The organism is Streptomyces sp. NBC_01689, assembly GCF_036250675.1.
In the GTDB taxonomy this organism is placed as follows: Bacteria; Actinomycetota; Actinomycetes; order Streptomycetales; family Streptomycetaceae; genus Streptomyces.
Genome location: NZ_CP109592.1, coordinates 8,075,890 through 8,092,567 on the forward strand (window position 1 = coordinate 8,075,890; position 16,678 = coordinate 8,092,567).

Below are 16,678 nucleotides of genomic sequence, written 5' to 3' on the forward strand. Positions count from 1 at the left end.
CCAAGTGGCGATGTACGCCACGAGTTTGATCTAGACATTCCTCGTTCACAAGCTTTCACTCTGAACGTTCACGCCACCTGTGGAAGGGCTCCGGGCAACGTCGATGCCGACGACCGGTCAGGCGGCGCCACTTGGACGGCAGAGGACGAGAGTGCTCTGCCCGACAGCACAGCCGGGAGAGACCCTGTGAAAGCACACCACCGCAGACGCTGGAGCGTGCCGGCTGCCGCCGGTGCTCTGGTACTCGCGCTGGCCGGCCCCTACGACACGATGGCCTTCGCCTCCTCAGCAGCCCGTTCCGACGTCGCCGCCTCCCCGTCCGGCGCGGCCGCGGCCGACCGGGTGCCCGCCGGCGACCACTCCGTCACACTGATCACCGGTGACGTGGTCACGACCCGCCGGAGCCCCGGCACGGACGGCAGGACCGGAGGCATCGTCAGCGTCCGCGGTGCCGACGGCCGTCCCGCGCAGACCCACATCCTGACGTCGGGTGACGACCTCTACGTGTTCCCCGAGTCCGTGCTGCCCTTCGTGGCCGAGGGCACCCTGGACCGGCAGCTGTTCAACGTCACGCGCATGATCGCCGACGGGTACGACGACGCGCACCGTGACCGGCTGCCGCTCATCGTCTCCTACACGCACTCCGCCGAGGCGCGCGGCAAGGCCGCCGCGCCGCCCGGCGGGGCGACCCGGGTCCGTACCCTCGACGGCATCAACGGCGCCGCCCTCACCGCCGACCGCGCGCACGCCGCGGACTTCTGGAAGTCCGTGGCCGGGACGGCGGCGACCGCCGGAGCCCGCAAGCAGGCCGCCGCACCGGCCTTCACCGGCGGGATCGCGCACATCTGGCTGGACGGCCTCGTCCACGCCGACCTCGCCGACAGCACGGCGCAGATCGGTGCCCCCCAGGTCTGGGCGGGCGGCGACACCGGGCAGGGCGTCGACGTGGCCGTCCTCGACACCGGCGTCGACGCGGGGCACCCCGACCTCGCGGACCGCGTCGCGGACCGGCGGAGCTTCGTACCGGACCAGAACACGGACGACCACTTCGGTCACGGTACGCATGTCGCGTCCATCATCGCCGGTACCGGAGCGGCCTCCGGCGGCAAGGAGAAGGGCGTCGCGCCCGGCGCCCGCCTCGACATCGGCAAGGTGCTGGACGACTCCGGTTCCGGGCAGACCTCCTGGGTCCTGGCCGGCATGGAATGGGCCGCCGTCGACCAGCACGCCAAGGTCGTCAACATGAGCCTCGGCGACGGCATCGCGTCCGACGGGACCGACCCCCTCAGCCAGGCCGTCGACACGCTCAGCGCCGAGACCGGCGCACTGTTCGTGGTCGCCGCGGGCAACGCGGGCGCACCCGACACCATCAGCGCACCGGGCGCGGCGACCGACGCGCTCACCGTGGGCGCCGTCGACTCCGGCGACTCCGTGGCCGACTTCTCCAGCCAGGGCCCCCGCGTGGACGGCGCGCTGAAGCCGGAGATCACCGCCCCCGGCGTCGACATCCTCGCCGCCAACTCCCAGTTCGACGGCAATGGCGAGGGCGCCTACCAGACCATGAGCGGCACCTCCATGGCCACGCCCCATGTGGCCGGTGCCGCCGCCCTGTTGGCCGCCGCGCATCCGGACCTCACCGGAGGCCAGCTGAAGGACCTGCTGACCAGCAGCTCCCGGCAGACCCCGCAGTACGACGCCTTCCAGGCGGGCAGCGGCCGCCTCGACGTCGCCGCGGCCGCGCACGCGGGCGTGTTCGCCACGGCGACCGCGTACGCCGCGCAGGTTCAGCAGAATCCCGCCGGCGGGGTGAAGCGCCCGGTGACGTACACCAACACCACGGACAAGCCCGTCACCCTCGCACTGAGCGTCGAGGCGGCGCACGCCCCGGCCGGCCTGTTCCGGCTCTCCGCCCCCCAGGTGACCGTGCCGGCACACGGTACCGCCGCTGTCACGGTGACGATCGACGGCTCGGGCGTCACCACCGGCGGCCGGTACAGCGGCCAGGTCGTCGCGAAGACCGCGGCCGGGGCGGTCGCGGCGCACACCGCGGTCTCCCTCGGCGACGTCCAGCACAAGCTGACCATGGTGTTCAAGGACGCCCAGGGCAAGCCCATGTCCGGCGTGGTCGAACTGCTCAGGTCCGGTGACGACTCCCCGATGTTCGTCGAGATCGACGGCTCCGGCACGGGGGAGATGTACCTGCCCGACGACGTGTACTCGGTGCTCTCCTTCAAGACGGTGCAGGGCGTCCACGGACCCCACTCCTGGGGCATGGCGCTGCTCGGCGACCCCGACGTCCGCATGGACCGCGACACCACCGTCACGCTCGACGCGTCCAAGATCGGCCGCGTCGACATGACGACCCCCCAGCAGACCGAGACGACCTACCAGCGTCTGGACTACACCCGCCTGATGGGCGGCCAGATCTGGCGCGACTACATGGAGACCCAGACCAACTACGACAGCCTCTGGGCCCAGCCGACCACCCACAAGGTGACCCACGGCGACTTCTACCTGGCGGCCCGCTGGCGCAAGGAGCAGCCCGCGCTGTCGGTGTCCACCAAGACCACCGACTTCACCGACGTGCTGCGCCAGGACGGCGTCACCCCCCTGCCCGAGGGCACCGTCAAGCTCCCGCTGGCCTTCGCCGGTCAGGGCGCGAGCGCCGACTACGCCCACCTCGACGTGCGCGGCAAGGCCGTGGTGGTACGCCGCAACGACGACGTGTCCGACATGGCCCAGGCGAACGCCGCGGTGGCCGCGGGCGCGAAGCTCATGCTGGTGGTGAACAACACGGACGGCCGCGGCTTCCGCGGCTACAACGCGCCGTTCAGCTCGACGCCCGTCCGGCTCGACGTGGGCCTGCTCAGCACCGACGAGGGCGAGAAGCTCGTCCGGCAGGCCCAGGCCCGGGGCGCGTCGGTCACGGTCGGCTCCGCGCCCGTGAGCCCGTACGTCTACGACCTCGACCAGACCTGGCACAACGAGATCCCCGGCCGCCTGGTGGTGGCGGGCAGTTCCAAGAACCTCGCCCGGGTCGACGAGACCTTCGACAGCCCCGCCCCGGGAAGCACGGGCGGCGAGTTCCGGTACGACTGGCCCGTCTACAACGACTGGGCCATCGGCGGCATGATGCCGGAACCCGTGCGGGGCAAGCGCACCGACTGGGTCTCCACCGGGGCGCTCAACAGCTGGAGCCAGAGCGCGTACGCGGACGGACTGGTCTTCGAAGCCGGGCCCAAGACCTCCTACCGGGCGGGCAGCACGCAGTCCGAGGAGTGGTTCAAGCCGATCGAACGGCCCTACCTGAACGACGTCTACAGCATGCCCACACGCAAGGGCGACCACTTGTACATCGACGCTCCGGCCTGGGGCAGCCACGACCACGTCGGCATGAGTCAGATGGACGGCGTGGCCGAGCAGCGGCAGACCCTCTATCAGGGCACCACCGTGCTGGGCACGGGAACCTTCACCAACGTCTCGGGCGACGCGCCCGGCGCGGGCAGGCTCCCGTACCGGCTGGTCGTCACCAGCAAGCGCGACGTGACGTTCACCCCGTACTCCCCCAGCACACGCACCGAGTGGGACTTCACCTCGAAGGCGGCGGCGGACGGCTCCGACGCGGTGCTGCCGCTGCTGCAGCTCGACTACGAGGTCACCACCGACTCGGCCGGGCGGGCGGGGCGGCACGACACGCTGTCCGTCACCGCGGCTCAGCTGCCGGGGGCCGTCGGTGCCGGCAGGATCGGCGCGGTCACCCTGGAGACGTCCTACGACGGCGGCACGACGTGGCACCGGGCCACGCGTGATCACGACGGGCGGTACCGCCTGGACGCGCCGAAGAAGGCGTCCTACGTGTCACTCAGGGCGAGCGCGGAGGACTCGGCCGGCAACGCGGTGCACCAGACGGTGATCCGGGCGTTCGGCCTGCGCTGACCCACAGCGGTCGGCAGCGGTCCGTCCGGGGTCGTGCGACCCCGGACGGACCGTTCTTCACGTCCGCGATCCGCGGCCCGCCGGGCGGCGCCGGAGCCGACGGCACCCCGATCGGCGCCGGCACCCGACGGAAGGCCTCAGGACGACGCGCCCCGCACCGACGCACGGTCCGGCCGCTCCACGGACACGCCCGGCAGCGGGATGACCACCTCGTCCTCGACCGGCGGGTCGATCTCCTGCTCCCGGTTGCCGGTGGCGGCGAAGCAGCGCAGCCGGACCGAGGACGGGGTGACGTCCAGACGCAGGAACGACTTGAAGAACGGCGGACTGTAGGTCGCCGAGCCCGGCGAGAGGACCTGGGTGTACGCCTTGCGCACCGGCAGACGCAGCCGCGCGGCGCGGCCGGGCCGCCGGCCCGCGCCCAGCAGCGCCGCGACCAGCCGATGCCGCCGGGTGACCTGGACCGGCGCCCCCGCGGATCGGATCGGCGGGATTCCGAGCCGCTCCGCCATGACGGCCATGGACTGCTCCTCGGTGAGGGTGAACAGCCGGCGCATCCGCAGCCGGCGCCCGTAGAGCCCGCTGTAGAAGGCCAGCGAGTCGCCGCGGAGCGGGTAGCACCGGAAGTCGGCCTCGGTGACCCCGGCGACGGAGACGCGCGGGATCGTGTGCGTGGCGTGCATGAACGCCCCGCCGCCGCCCGCGACCACGTACTGCACGGTGCGGTCGCCGACCCGGACGGGATAGCGCTGGTAGTTGTGGATGTCGCCCCCGATCGCCGCGACGTAGTGATGCGCGGGGTCGCGCACGATGTCGTCGACGGTGCCCCCGCCCTCGATCGCGCACGGGTGGTGCTCCCCGTCCACGTACAGGGGGGATCCGGTGATCAGGATCTTCGGGGTGTCACCCGCGGACACCTCCCGCAGCCAGCGCCCCTGCTCGGCGTCGATCGTCCCCAGGAGGCCGGTGTCGATGCCTATGATCCGCACCGGACCGGCGTCGATGGCCCAGTACGGGCCCGGCTGGACCGCTTGTTGGGCCGGGTCGGACCGCAACTGCCGTGCCTCTGCGAGCCGTTGCTCGTCACCCTTGTCCGGCCTGTGCCACAGCAGCGAACGCAGCCGCTCCCGTGCCGTTCGCCGCGTACCGTCTTCCGGCGCGAGGGCCGGCGCGTCACAGAAGACCCGCATGAACCCGTGGAGATCCTCGTACCAGTCGTGGTTGCCGGGTACGGCGTAGACGGGGGCCGGGTAGTCGCGGTACGGCCGGTGGAACTTCGTCCCGTAGTCGTCGAGATCGCCGACCGGATAGATCACATCACTCGCGAGGACCGCGAAGCTCGAACCCTGACTGACTTTCAGGAAGCCCGGCACCACAGCGTATTGGGGCTCGTCGCCCTCGCCGGTGTCCCCGATGACCATGAAGGAGAAACGGTCGGGCTCGTCGCGCCGCACCACCGCGTCGGCGGGCGCGCCCGCGTTCCTGCGCTGCTCCACCCACCGGGCACGGGTACGGCCCGTGGGGTCCCCGAACCATGAGGCCAGCACGCCGTTGCGCGCGGGCCACATCGTCCTGGGGTCGAGCCACGAGAGCTTCTCGACGCGGGCGGGCATCAGGCCTTTGTAGTCACCGGGTTCCGGGCTGCCCCAGCCGGCGCCCCGGGCGGTGTCGCGTGAAGAGTCGGACATCGGCGAACGGTAACAACGATCTTCGCGGGCACCGGAGGCGGGGGCGTGCCCGGGGCGTCCGTGGCCGGCCGACGCCTCACCGGTGCCGCCCGGGGGACCGGTGAGGCGTCGGCCACCCGGCGCGTGGTTCCCGCCCCGGGACGCTCAAGTCTCCTGACGCGGGCGCCGTTCACACGACGCGGTCCTGTTCCAGCTCCCGTCGGAGATTGCGCAGGGTCCTGTCGATGTTCGCGGTCTGGAAGTCGGCGAACGTCCTGCCCGGCGTGACGAGCCGGTCGAAGGCGCCGGCCATGCACGCCGGCCATGCACGCCGGTCGTCGGTCCAGGTCTCCGTGACCCGCGTGCCCTCACCGGCCGGCTCGAAGCGGTACTCCCAGGTGGCGATGGGACCACGCAGGCGCGGACGGGTACGCCCGATGGCGTGGACACGGAAGGCGAAGCGACGCCCCGGATCGGCCGCCGTGACCGTGCAGCGCGTGACCCACCGGAACCGTCCGCGCCGGTTGCGTCCGACGAAGGTGGTCCCCGGTGCGACGTCCTCGCCGGACGAGTCGGCCGTCGTGCCGAGGTTCTCCGGGCTCCAGCGGCCCATGTCGGAAGGACGGCTCACGGCTTCGTAGACGGTCATCGGCGGGACGCCGATGACGATGCTGCCGCTCACGGTGAACACTCGGGTCACTGGACTGCCTCTCACCGGAACCTCAAGCTACTGTCGAGTAGCAATCATGGCAGGCGGCCGGGACGAGCAGAAGACCAGGGCTCCGGGGCACCGCTCCGGAACCGGGATCGCACGGAGGGCGCGGGTCACGGGCGCCGCGGTTTGGGTACAACGGTGCGAGGTGGGTGGGGCACTTGCCCGGCACCGCACCCGCCTGCTCGTCACCGGAGTTCGAGGACCCGGCGCCACCTCGGCAGGGTGTGGAAGCCGCTCAGGCGGAAGGGTCTGCCGGGGTGAGCCGTGCGGCGAAGACGATGATGTCGTCCTCGGGCTCGGTCGCGAAGGCCCGCAGAAGCGCGTCGCAGAGGGCTTCGGGCTCGGCGGAGGCGGCGGTCGCTGCCGCGCGGAGGGCTTCGAGTCGCTGGCAGAGATCCTGGTCGCGGGTTTCGATGAGCCCGTCGGTGATCATCAGCAGGCGGTCGCCGGGCCTGATGGTGACGGTGGTGGCCGGGGGGTGGCGCAGCTCCAGGCCCAGGAGCGGACCGTGTTCGTCGAGGTAGCGGCTGGTGCCGTCGGAGCTGACGAGCAGGGGCGGCAGATGACCGGCGTTGGCGATGTGGACGCGGCCGTTGCCGGGTTCGACGACGACGAGGCACACGGTGGCCGTCCAGCCCCGGTGGTGCAGGCGCAGAAGATGGTTGAGGTGCCGCAGGAGGACGTGCGGGGGATGGCTCTGGGCGGCGTAGGCGCGCAGGGCGTGGCGCAGCTCGCCCATGACGGTGGCGGCCTGCAGCGAGTGCCCTACGACGTCACCGACCGCGAGGAGGAGGCCGCGCGGTGTGTGGACGGCTTCGTAGAAGTCGCCGCCGATCTCCGTCTCGGACGTCGCGGGGAGGTAGCGCACGGCCAGTTCCAGCCCGGGGGCGTCCGGGAGGGAGGCGGGCAGGAAGGTGCGCTGGAGGGTGAGGGCGAGCTGGTGCTCTTCGCCGAAGCGCTCCACGACGTCCTTGTGCTCGACCGTCAGCTCCGCGTACATGGCCATCACGCCGGCGTTCGTCTCCGTGAGCTCCTCGTTGAGGCGTTCCAGTTCGTCGCGCTGGGCGTGTGCTTCCTGCAGTGCCGCCATGAGGTCGCGGGTCTGGGCCCGGAGGTCGTCGATCGCGGTGGCGGGGCTGTCGGCGGCCAGCAGCGTACGTACCCGGTCCAGGTCCGCGGCGGGGGCGGCGTGGACGGGGAGAGGGCAGCTGATCTGGATCCACCCGTCCCGCGCCGCGGCGGGTGTGGCCGGCCGTTGGCCGGGCAGCCCGGGGGGCTGGAACAGGGTCTGGGGGAGCAGGCGGGTGACCGCGGCCAGGGACTCGCCGTTCGGAGTGCGGCCGTCGGTCCAGCGCAGGGTCACGTACAGGACGGTGAGCCGCTGTTCGAGCGTGAACGTCGCGGTCATCGGGGCCGGCCGCAGCAGGTCGCGGCCCAGTTCGCTCAGCGCGGTGGCCAGCCGGACCTGGTCGCGCGCGTCCAGGCCGACGGCGTCGGCGATGGTCTTGGCGTGGCGGCGCAGGGAGAACACGTCCCGCTCGGCCGCGATCGCCATGCTCAGCAGCGGGGCCCGGTCGTGATCCCGGGGGGCCACCGGTTTCACCGCGGGCCCCTGGCGACCACCACACTGGCGTCGTCCCGCCGGGTTCCGGCCAGGCGCAGCAGTCCGGCCGCGATCACGGCGGGCCGGTGCGGGAGCAGGCCGGACAGGTCACCCGGCGTCCAGCGGTCACTGAGACCGTCGGAGTGCAGGACGAGAGCGGCGTGCGCGGGCATGTGCTGCTCGTAGGTGCGCAGTTGGCGCATCTGATGGCCCACGATGCCGGGGTGGGAGAGCAGGTTCGCCCGGGCGCCCGCGGTGACGACGGCGGCGGTGACGTTCCCGACGCCGCAGAACAGCACGCGTCCGTCCGCCTCGATCCGCGCGATGGCCACCGCTGCCCCGCGGGTGCCCCGCAGCGCGCGGTGGACGTGCTGCATGATCTCCTCCGGGGTGCGTGCGGTGCTGGTGCGCAGCGCCTGTGCGGCGGCCTGTCCGGCCAGGGCGGCCATCGGGCCGTGGCCCAGCCCGTCGCACGACATCACCAGCACGGCCCGTCCCGGCCCGGGCACGGCCGAACGCACCAGCGCGGAGCGGCCGGCGGACCCGGAGCGGTCCGACGGAGTGCGCGCGGCGGAAGCGGTGCGGTCAGACGGAGTGCGCGCGGCGGAAGCGGTCCGGTCGGCGGCCGGCGCCGTACGGCCCGGGAGGTGGGGTCGGGTCACGGCCGACCAGTCCAGCACGGGGGGCGCCGTGGAGGTGCCGCGCTCGCCCGCCGGAGGCGACGGGGCCCGGGCGGTGTGCGTCCCGTCGTCGGTGCGGGTGGCCCAGGCGTCGCCGCAGGCGGTCTCGCCACTGATGGGCCGGGTGATCCCGCCGATCGCGGGCTCGGCATCCGGAGGGAAGGGGAGAGGCCGGGGCCAGAAACGGGCCAACTGCACCGTCCCGAGGCCGGGTCGGGAGTGGATGTCGAAGGTGTCGGCCAGGCGCTGGACCGCGCCCAGCCCGATCCCGAGGGTGCCGGTGCTCGACGTACCGTCGCGCAGCGCCGTGGCCACGTCGGCCATCCCGGGCCCCTGGTCCACGACCACCACCTCGACCCCCGCGACCTGCGGGGTGCGCAGCACGCGCAGGACGAGGGACCCGTCCTGGGAGTGCTTGGCCATGTTGGTGGCCAGTTCCGTCACCGCCAGCACCAGTTCCGCGGTGCGGTGTTCGTCCAGCCCGATACGCCGGCCCAGCGCGGCGGCGGCGCCGCGGGCGGCCTGCGGCTCGTCACGGAACCAGGCCACGTCCTCGCAGTTCACCAGCGGCGTCATGGTCCCGTTCACCGGACCTGCTCGGTGGCGGCGCCGTCCGCGCCCGGTGCGGTGCCGAGGGCTGCGTGCGCGTGGTTCGCCGGCGTTGTCACGGTCTCGTTCATCGGGCCCACTTGGTGACGGTGACGGTGGTGCCGGCACCCGGCGCGGTGTCCAGGGCGAAGTCGTCGACCAGGCGTCGGGAGCCGGACAGGCCGAGGCCCATGCCGCTGCCCGAGGTCCAGCCGTCGGTCATGGCCAGGTCCACGTCGGCGATCCCGGGCCCCTGGTCGGTGAAGACCAGCCGTACGCCGCGCCGGCCCCGCTCCTCGACGAGGGCCGCGGTCATGGTGCCGCCACCGCCGTAGATCAGGGTGTTGCGGGCCAGTTCACTGGCCGCGGTGACCAGCTTGGTCTGCTCCACCAGAGAGAGCCGGCACTGCTGAGCGAGCGCGCGCGCCTTCTGCCGGGCCAGCACCACGCCGTCGTTCGCCGTGATCGCCAGCACCTCCGCGGCGCCGCCCGCCGGCGCGTTCACAGTCCAGCCGCGAAGGTGGGCGCCGCGTCCGGCGCCGGGTCGGCCGCGCCGTCCTGCTCGCCCCGCACCCGTGCGTGCGAACGCTCCAGAACCCGCAGGCCCTTGTCCAGGGTCAGCGCGGTGGCGACCCCGCCGAGCGACAGGCCCAGTTCGACCAGGGTGATCGCGACGGCCGGGCGCATGCCCACCACCACGGTCTGCGCGTCCAGCATCCGCGAGATCGAGGCGATCGTGGACAGCATCCGGCCCACGAAGGAGTCCACGATCTCCACCGCGGTGATGTCGATGACCACCCCGTGCGCCCCGGAGTCCACCACCTTGGCGGCCAGGTCGTCCTGAAGGTTCATCACCGCGTGGTCGTCCAGATCGGTCTGGATCGAGACCAGCAGTACCTGCCCGATCTGCAGGACCGGTACCCGCTCACTCACCGGGCCGTCACCTGCGCGGCGGGGCGCGAGAAGGTGACGCCGGAGCGGCGCAGGGCGTGGCGCAGCGCGTCGGCGAGGGTGGCCTTCGTCACGATGTCACCGAAGTCGATGCCCAGCGCGACGATGGTCTGCGCGATCTGCGGGCGGATGCCGGAGATGGTGCACTCGGCGCCCATCAGCCGGGCCGCGACCACGGTCTTCAGGAGGTGCTGGGCGACCTCGGTGTCCACCGCGGGCACCCCGGTGATGTCGATGATCGCCTGCTCGGACCCGGTGTCGATGAGGGCCTGCAGCATCTTCTCCATCACCACCAGCGTGCGGGAGGAGTCCAGCGTCCCCACCAGGGGGACACCGATCACCCCGTCCCACAACTTGACCACCGGCGTGGACAGTTCGAGCAGCTGCTCGGCCTGGGCACCGATCAGCTCCTCACGGGTACGGGAGTAGACCTCGATGGTGAACAGGCCCAGGGCGTCGAGCAGGGCGGCGAAGCCGAGATAGGCCTGCACGTCGCCGCCCTCGTCGGTGAGGGACGGCTCCAGTACCTGCTTGAGGGCCAGGACGCCGATGGCCGTCTCCGAAGGGGTGAACCCCTGCCGGGCCCGGTTGCGCGACAACTCGGTGAGCAGCGCCCGGACCTCGCCGAACGCCTCCCCGCGGGCGTCGAGTTCCCCGTGGCCGAGGGCGGCCACCAGCGCGCCGTACAGCTCCTGCAGCTCCCGTTCGACCTCCGCGCGGCTCACCCGCCCCCCGAGGGAGCCGGTCACGTTGTCCGCCCAGTCCGCGGCGAGGTCCTCGCCACGGACTGTCAGCAGCCCCACCAGACGGCTTGCTACATCCTTACCAGCCACGACGCACTTCCTCGATCTAGGAGGCCACATGGCCTTAGCGCAGACACTAGGCCATCCGGGTCATCCGATCCCGGGGAGCGGCCAGGTCCAGGTGGAGATCGAAGCCCCCAGCCGGTCGGAGAAGCGTGGTGACTGCACAGTCGTTCGACCGTGGAGGCCGGAGCGACGTCGTGTCGCCCGGGACGCGTGCCGGGCTGGCGCCCCGGCAGGGTCCGGCGGCGGACTACGCGCCCGAAGGCAGCGACAGGGGCATGCGGACGTGGACCTGTTTGCCCTGAGGGGTCGGCGTGACGGTGAGGGGGCCGCAGAGCGTGCGCACGATCTCCAGCCCGAAGCCGCCCGGCCGGGCCGGATCCCATTCCTGGACCGTGACGCTCTCGGGGGACTTGTCCCACACCGTGATGTCGACACCGTGTCCGCGGTAGGCCAGGTTCAGTCCGCAGGAGCCGTCGGCGTACCGCACCGCGTTGGTGACGAGCTCGCTGACGACGAGTTGCGCCCGGCTGACGGTGTCGGCCGGAACCCGGGCCGCGTGCTCGGTCCCCACACGGGTGAGGAAGGCCTTCACCGTGAGGCGGGCGGTTCTGATGCAGGACGGATGGCCGTCGTAGGCCTCGTCGAGGTGCAGTTCCATCGGTTCTCCGCCCTGGCGCGCATGGCCACGGCACCGTCGGCCGCCCCGCATCCGTCCCTGCGTGCTGCACGCACCGTATCGCCTGGGCACCTCGGGTACCCCCGCGGACGACTTCAACAGGCGGAACAAGAGGGAGAGTTACAGAGAGCGGATTCCTTGCCCGCCCCGAACAGAGGTACTGCCCCGGACCTCGACCGCACCGACGCCGGCCCCGAAGGGGGGCGGCTACGGCGCGGTCGGCGTCAGCCCCGTAGCCGGCGGTCGTAGTAGTCGCCCACGATCCGGTGGTACTCCGCGTCGTGGAGGTGCTTGTCCTCGTTGAATCCGGGGGCGTGCCCGACCTGTTCAAGGGTGAGGTCGACGTGGATCCGCTGCTCGTCCATGTCCAGACGGCGGATGGCTCCGGCGGGGAGCAGGCACAGTTTCCCGAAGAGCCATGAACTCGTGTTCACGACGAGGTACGCCGCTTCCGTTCCTTCGGCGCCCTCGGCGCCTTCGAAATGCTTCTCGACCTTGCCGACGCTTCCGTCGGTCGCTTCGACCTTGAAGCCGGCCAGGCTCGTACCGGCTGTGTATCCGGAATCCGCCGGGTATTCCCAGACAGTTGAGCTCATGACGAGTTCTTTCCCTTCGTCGACGTACGCAAAGGGTCGAGGGAGTCGGGGAGCGATCCACGTCGCCCTTTACGGCACTTGTCGCGGATGCCCCTTCGCCGGGGCTCCAAACTGCGCTGCTCCGGGCGGCGGTTGATCGCGGCTCCTTGATGAGCGGCCGTGGTCGGCTCCGTCGGGTCCGGGGGTGGTGCGGCGGAAACCGTCGGCGCCACCCCCCGGGTATCCCTCCACGGAGCCCGCCCGTCACCTGGTTCCGAGGGTGCCGGGCAGCGGCTTCATCCTTGCTCGGCGGAGGGTGGGGCAGTCACCGTGTCCGTGCTGAAGCCCTCAGTTGGCGCGCAGGGTCCTGACTCCGCCGGCCTCGAAGTCGTAGATGTTCCGGTTGATCCGCAGGCCGTCGACGGCGCCGGCCCACAGGTTGTCGCGGCCCTTGCCCACGGCCGCGGTGTAGATGGTCGGAGCCTGGCCGCCGTCGTTGAGAGCGGTCTTCAGCTGCGGGAAGGTGCACGGGGTGCTCTGGTTGCATCCGGTGACGGTCCCCGCGTTGCCCGTGAGGAACCATGTGCCGCTGGTGGTGGCGTCCAGGTAGGGACTCCAGCGGTCGGTCACCGGGGAGGCCGGCGGAGCCCACACCATCGAGGAGTAGGTGGTGCCAGGCGCCGCGGTCAGGCGCGGGTTGATCTCGAACCTGATGTTGGGCATGTTCCCGGGACCGCCGTGCGTGGTGTTCTCGCCGGTCTGGAAAACATGGAACCCGACCCTGGTCAGCCCCAGGACCGGGTCGCCATAGAAGTCGACCTCGTTGCCGAAGTCGACCTTCTCACTGGGCGGGGTCAGGGAGGTGGAGTTGTCCGCCACCTCGATACCGAGGCTCCCCGTTCCGTAGGGCGGCCTCGCGGCGCGGCCCGTGACACCGAACGAGCCGAACGGGCCGTTCCGCAGCGCGGCGACCGGAGAGCCGATCGTATTGCGGGTGATCACGCCCCAGTGGTCAGGGCCGCCCTGGGTTACGCCGGGCGCGGGGGCCGCCGATCCGGGAACGGTCGAGACCGCGATCGCGGCCAGCGTCGTGACCGCGAGCGCCAAGGTCCGCTTCACGCCGGAGAGAGCGTTCACGCGTTGCTCCTTTTTCGTGGTTGATCAAGGCGCGGGGACGGGCGCGTGAGCCCGGCCCCGCTTGGCGCACGCCACGTAAGCACTCTCCGTAGCGACAGCCTGGCATGACGCACTTGGCATATGCCACGATTAACCCCCTGGTGGAGCGGCGGGGTGAACGGTGCGGGTCCGTGTGCCGCCTGTCGCCTGTACGGCCGGGTCGGAGCGTGGCCGCCTCGGACGGGTGGGGTGCGAGGGTCAGCCATGCTTCCTGAAGAATCCCTTCGCCTGGGCCGAGGACATCACAGGACAGCCCATAGGCCCGTCCGGAGCGCGTCCTCACCGACCCGGACGCGTGCGCGGAATTGGCCTGGGAATCCATCGCGGAAATGGACCACGCGCCGGTACCACCTGATCCGTAGCGTTGCCCGCATGAATACGAACGAAGCACGGGGAAGCCCGCGGCGTTCTCCGGGCGCACGGTGCCGTATCGGACGCCCGTCGCGCAGGTGGTCGCTCTCCCGGGGCCCCGCGCCGGGGGCTCGAGGAATCCCGCCCGCCTGTTCGGTCGTACCGCGTCCACGGGGCCGACGACCGGTCCGCGGACCGGTCCGGTCGCCGCGATCCGGAGATGTCCCTCGGGCCCGGCCGCGCCACCTACTCCGTGGTCGGCGGCCGACGGTCGACGCGTGAGCCGCGGGTGAGAGCCAGGAGGGGGGTCACCGGACGGCAGAGAAGTGGGGGACCCCATCGCAGGGAGGGGATTCAGAAGGGAAGAACCATGGGCAGTTCCGCTGAGACAGCGGTCTCCGAGCCTCGGACGGCTCTCGACACAGTCTGCCCGGCGATAGCGCTCCTCGACTCCCAGGGGACCGTGGTCGGATGGTCGCAGACCGCTCAGCGACTGGTGGGCTACTCGGCCGCGGAGATGGTCGGGCGCCCGGCCGGTGTCCTGCTGGCGGCAGCCGACGACCGGGCGAAGGCTTCACGGACCGCGCTGGGGGAGACCCGCCGGTGCGCCTGGTCCGACCTCGCGCGGGTGCGTCACCGCGACGGCCGCGGCATCGATGTGCGCCTGTGCGTGTCGTCCCTGTCCGGACAGGACGGCCAGGACTGGTGGGTGGTCTGCGCGACCGACAGGACGTTGCTTCCCGCATGGCCGACCGAGGCCACGGTGGCGGAGCCGCTCCTCGCCACGCTGCCGCTGCGGAGCTGCCCCCCGATCGGTGTCGTCGTACGGGACACCCACCTGCGCTGCATCCAGGTGAACGACACCCAGGGCTCCAAGGACGGCATCCCGCTCCGCAGGCGGCTGGGCCGCAGGCTGACGGAGGCGGCTCCCGGGAGCGAGGCCGAGACGCTGGAGGCGGTGATGCACCAGGTGCTGGCGAGCGGCGACCCGGCGATCAACGTGGACTACCAGGCCTTCCTGCCGGCGAAGGAGCGCGGCGGGCGCACCCTCACGGCGTCCTACTTCCGCCTCGACGACGCGCGGGGACGCGTGCTGGGTGTGTGCGTCGTGAGCGTGGACGTCACGGACGGCCGACGGGCGCGAGAGCGTCTGGCCGTCCTCGGTGAGGCCAGCAGGCGCATCGGCACGACTCTGGACGTCATGCGGACCGCCCAGGAACTGGCCGCTCTCGCCGTGCCGTTCCTCGCGGACTACACCACCGTCGACCTGGCGGAGTCCGTCCCGCTCGGCGAGGAACCCCTGGCCCATCTCGGCCCACGGGACGGGCGCATCCCCGCCTTCCGCCGTGCGGGCCTGGCCTCGATCCACCCGGGAACACCGGAATCCCTGTTCGCACGCGGAGAACCGGTCTTCGTCCCGCCCACCTCCCCCTTCACCGGTGTCCTGCGCTCCGGGAGATCCCACTTCGAGCCGGTACTGGACAACTCTCCGGGCGGCCGGCTCGACCAACTCGACCCGGCGCGGGCGCAGAAGATCCGCGAGCACGCCATGCATTCGTTGATGGTCGTCCCGATCCACGCCCGGGGCGCGGTGCTGGGCGTGGCGGTCTTCGTGCGGACGGAGGACCCCAGGCCGTTCGAGGAGGACGACCTGCTGCTGGCCGAGGAGCTCGTCAGCTGGGCGGCGCTGGCCCTGGACAACGCGCGCCAGTACGCGCGCGAGCGCTCCGCGGCTCTCGCCCTGCAACGCCTGCTGCACCCTCACCACCCCACGGGCGGCATCGCCGCCGACGTGGCCTGGCGCTACCTGCCGGCCGACAGCCACCACGGCATCGGGGGCGACTGGTTCGACGTGATCCCCCTCTCCGGCGCGCGCGTCGCCCTGGTCGTCGGCGACGTGGTCGGACACGGCATCAACGCGGCGGCGAAGATGGGCCAGCTCCGCACCGCCCTGCACACCCTCGCGGACACGGACATGCCCCCCGACGAGGTACTGTCCCGCCTCGACGAACAGGTCATCCGCTTCACCGAGGCGGAAGACCCCCGGCGCCCGGGCACCACCATGATGGCGGCCACGTGCCTGTATGCCGTCTATGACCCGGTCACCCGCATCTGCACCATGGCGCGGGCCGGTCACCCCCCGCCCGCGGTCATCGACCCGCGTGGCCACGTCACCTTCCCCGACCTGCCCGCCGGAGCGCCGCTCGGCCTCGGACTGGCCCCCTTCGAGTCCGCCACCCTGGAACTGGCCGAAGGAAGCGTGCTCGCCTTCTACACCGACGGTCTGGTCGAAGGCCGCCACCAGGACATCAGCGCCGGCATGAACCGCCTGGGCACGGCCCTCGCGCGCCCCGGCCTCACACTGGACGCCCTGTGCTCCTCGACGGTGGACACGCTGCGGGTCGAGCCGCCGGGCGACGATGTCACGCTGCTTCTCGCGCGGACCCGCTCGCTGAGCGCGGACCAGGTCGCCTCGTGGCGGTTCCCCAGCGACCCCGCCGTCGTCAGCAGCGCCCGAACGCTCGCCGCCCGGCAGCTGACCCAGTGGGGACTGGACCACCTGGCCGAGTCGACAGAACTGATCGTCAGCGAACTGCTCACCAACGCCATCATCCACGGCAACGGCAACGGCAACGGCGGGTGCCACAGCGACTGCAGGAGCGACCGGACGGTCGGCCTACGTCTCCTCCGGCACTCGATGCTGACCTGCGAGGTCTCCGACGCCGGCCACAGTCACCCACTGGTACGGCACCCCCGTTCCACCGACGAACACGGCCGCGGCCTCTTCCTCGTCACCCAGCTGTCGCGCCGATGGGGGACCCGGCGCATCCCTGACGGCAAGATCATCTGGGCTGATCAGCGCCTGCCCGCCGGTGCTTGACACGACCTGTACACCCAGCCCGAGGCCTGGAGGCCGCCAGGACACGACGCCGGACCCGTCACCCTCGAGG

The 16,678-nt window shown here is 71.8% G+C and carries 12 protein-coding genes; 2 read left to right on the forward strand and 10 right to left on the reverse strand.

The genetic code is table 11. The features are described from left to right. Nucleotides 1–186 precede the first annotated feature (186 nt). A complete protein-coding gene (locus OG776_RS34685; protein ID WP_261995052.1) occupies nt 187–3,936 on the forward strand; it encodes a S8 family serine peptidase in 3,750 nt (1,249 codons plus the stop codon). A gap of 137 nt (nt 3,937–4,073) precedes the next feature. Here the strand turns inward: OG776_RS34685 and OG776_RS34690 are convergent, their stop codons facing one another. The 10 genes from OG776_RS34690 to OG776_RS34735 form a co-directional block, all read right to left on the reverse strand. Continuing rightward, on the reverse strand, nt 4,074–5,624 hold the full coding sequence (locus OG776_RS34690) for a metallophosphoesterase family protein (protein ID WP_148014462.1): 1,551 nt from the start codon (nt 5,622–5,624) through the stop codon (nt 4,074–4,076). A 169-nt stretch (nt 5,625–5,793) separates the two neighbouring features. Next, nucleotides 5,794–6,303: an SRPBCC family protein gene (locus OG776_RS34695; RefSeq protein WP_329323086.1), complete on the reverse strand. Its 510-nt coding sequence runs from the start codon at nt 6,301–6,303 to the stop codon at nt 5,794–5,796. A 250-nt stretch (nt 6,304–6,553) separates the two neighbouring features. Further along, nucleotides 6,554–7,912: a PP2C family protein-serine/threonine phosphatase gene (locus OG776_RS34700; protein ID WP_329323087.1), complete on the reverse strand. Its 1,359-nt coding sequence runs from the start codon at nt 7,910–7,912 to the stop codon at nt 6,554–6,556. A gap of 5 nt (nt 7,913–7,917) precedes the next feature. After that, nucleotides 7,918–9,177 (reverse strand): ATP-binding protein, encoded by a 1,260-nt coding sequence (locus OG776_RS34705; protein WP_329323088.1) that lies wholly within the window; start codon nt 9,175–9,177, stop codon nt 7,918–7,920. A 100-nt stretch (nt 9,178–9,277) separates the two neighbouring features. After that, nucleotides 9,278–9,694: an anti-sigma regulatory factor gene (locus OG776_RS34710; protein WP_148014460.1), complete on the reverse strand. Its 417-nt coding sequence runs from the start codon at nt 9,692–9,694 to the stop codon at nt 9,278–9,280. Beyond that, entirely contained in the window at nt 9,691–10,122 is a 432-nt protein-coding gene (locus tag OG776_RS34715) for an STAS domain-containing protein (protein ID WP_148014459.1), read from the reverse strand. The genes OG776_RS34710 and OG776_RS34715 overlap by 4 nt, the downstream gene beginning before the upstream one ends. Then, complete coding sequence (locus tag OG776_RS34720) at nt 10,119–10,973, reverse strand: STAS domain-containing protein (RefSeq protein WP_148014458.1); 855 nt, start codon at nt 10,971–10,973, stop codon at nt 10,119–10,121. Before OG776_RS34720 ends, OG776_RS34715 begins: the two co-directional genes overlap by 4 nt. A gap of 223 nt (nt 10,974–11,196) precedes the next feature. After that, the gene (locus OG776_RS34725; RefSeq protein ID WP_187286070.1) at nt 11,197–11,607 is read right to left on the reverse strand and encodes an ATP-binding protein; all 411 of its coding nucleotides are present in this window, start codon (nt 11,605–11,607) and stop codon (nt 11,197–11,199) included. Nucleotides 11,608–11,849: 242 nt separating this feature from the next. Then, a complete protein-coding gene (locus OG776_RS34730; RefSeq protein ID WP_148014456.1) occupies nt 11,850–12,221 on the reverse strand; it encodes a PRC-barrel domain containing protein in 372 nt (123 codons plus the stop codon). Nucleotides 12,222–12,548: 327 nt separating this feature from the next. Then, the gene (locus OG776_RS34735; RefSeq protein WP_329323089.1) at nt 12,549–13,337 is read right to left on the reverse strand and encodes a hypothetical protein; all 789 of its coding nucleotides are present in this window, start codon (nt 13,335–13,337) and stop codon (nt 12,549–12,551) included. A 760-nt stretch (nt 13,338–14,097) separates the two neighbouring features. Here OG776_RS34735 and OG776_RS34740 point away from each other — a divergent pair. Beyond that, nucleotides 14,098–16,608 (forward strand): SpoIIE family protein phosphatase, encoded by a 2,511-nt coding sequence (locus OG776_RS34740; RefSeq protein ID WP_148014532.1) that lies wholly within the window; start codon nt 14,098–14,100, stop codon nt 16,606–16,608. Nucleotides 16,609–16,678 lie beyond the last annotated feature (70 nt).

Excerpts from the sequence above, each read along its gene's own strand:
- OG776_RS34690 (WP_148014462.1), bottom strand. The coding sequence starts at position 5,624 with ATGTCCGACTCTTCACGCGACACCGCCCGGGGCGCCGGCTGGGGCAGC.
- OG776_RS34705 (WP_329323088.1), bottom strand. The coding sequence starts at position 9,177 with ATGACGCCGCTGGTGAACTGCGAGGACGTGGCCTGGTTCCGTGACGAG.
- OG776_RS34725 (WP_187286070.1), bottom strand. The coding sequence starts at position 11,607 with ATGGAACTGCACCTCGACGAGGCCTACGACGGCCATCCGTCCTGCATC.
- OG776_RS34730 (WP_148014456.1), bottom strand. The coding sequence starts at position 12,221 with ATGAGCTCAACTGTCTGGGAATACCCGGCGGATTCCGGATACACAGCC.
- OG776_RS34740 (WP_148014532.1), top strand. The coding sequence starts at position 14,098 with ATGGGCAGTTCCGCTGAGACAGCGGTCTCCGAGCCTCGGACGGCTCTC.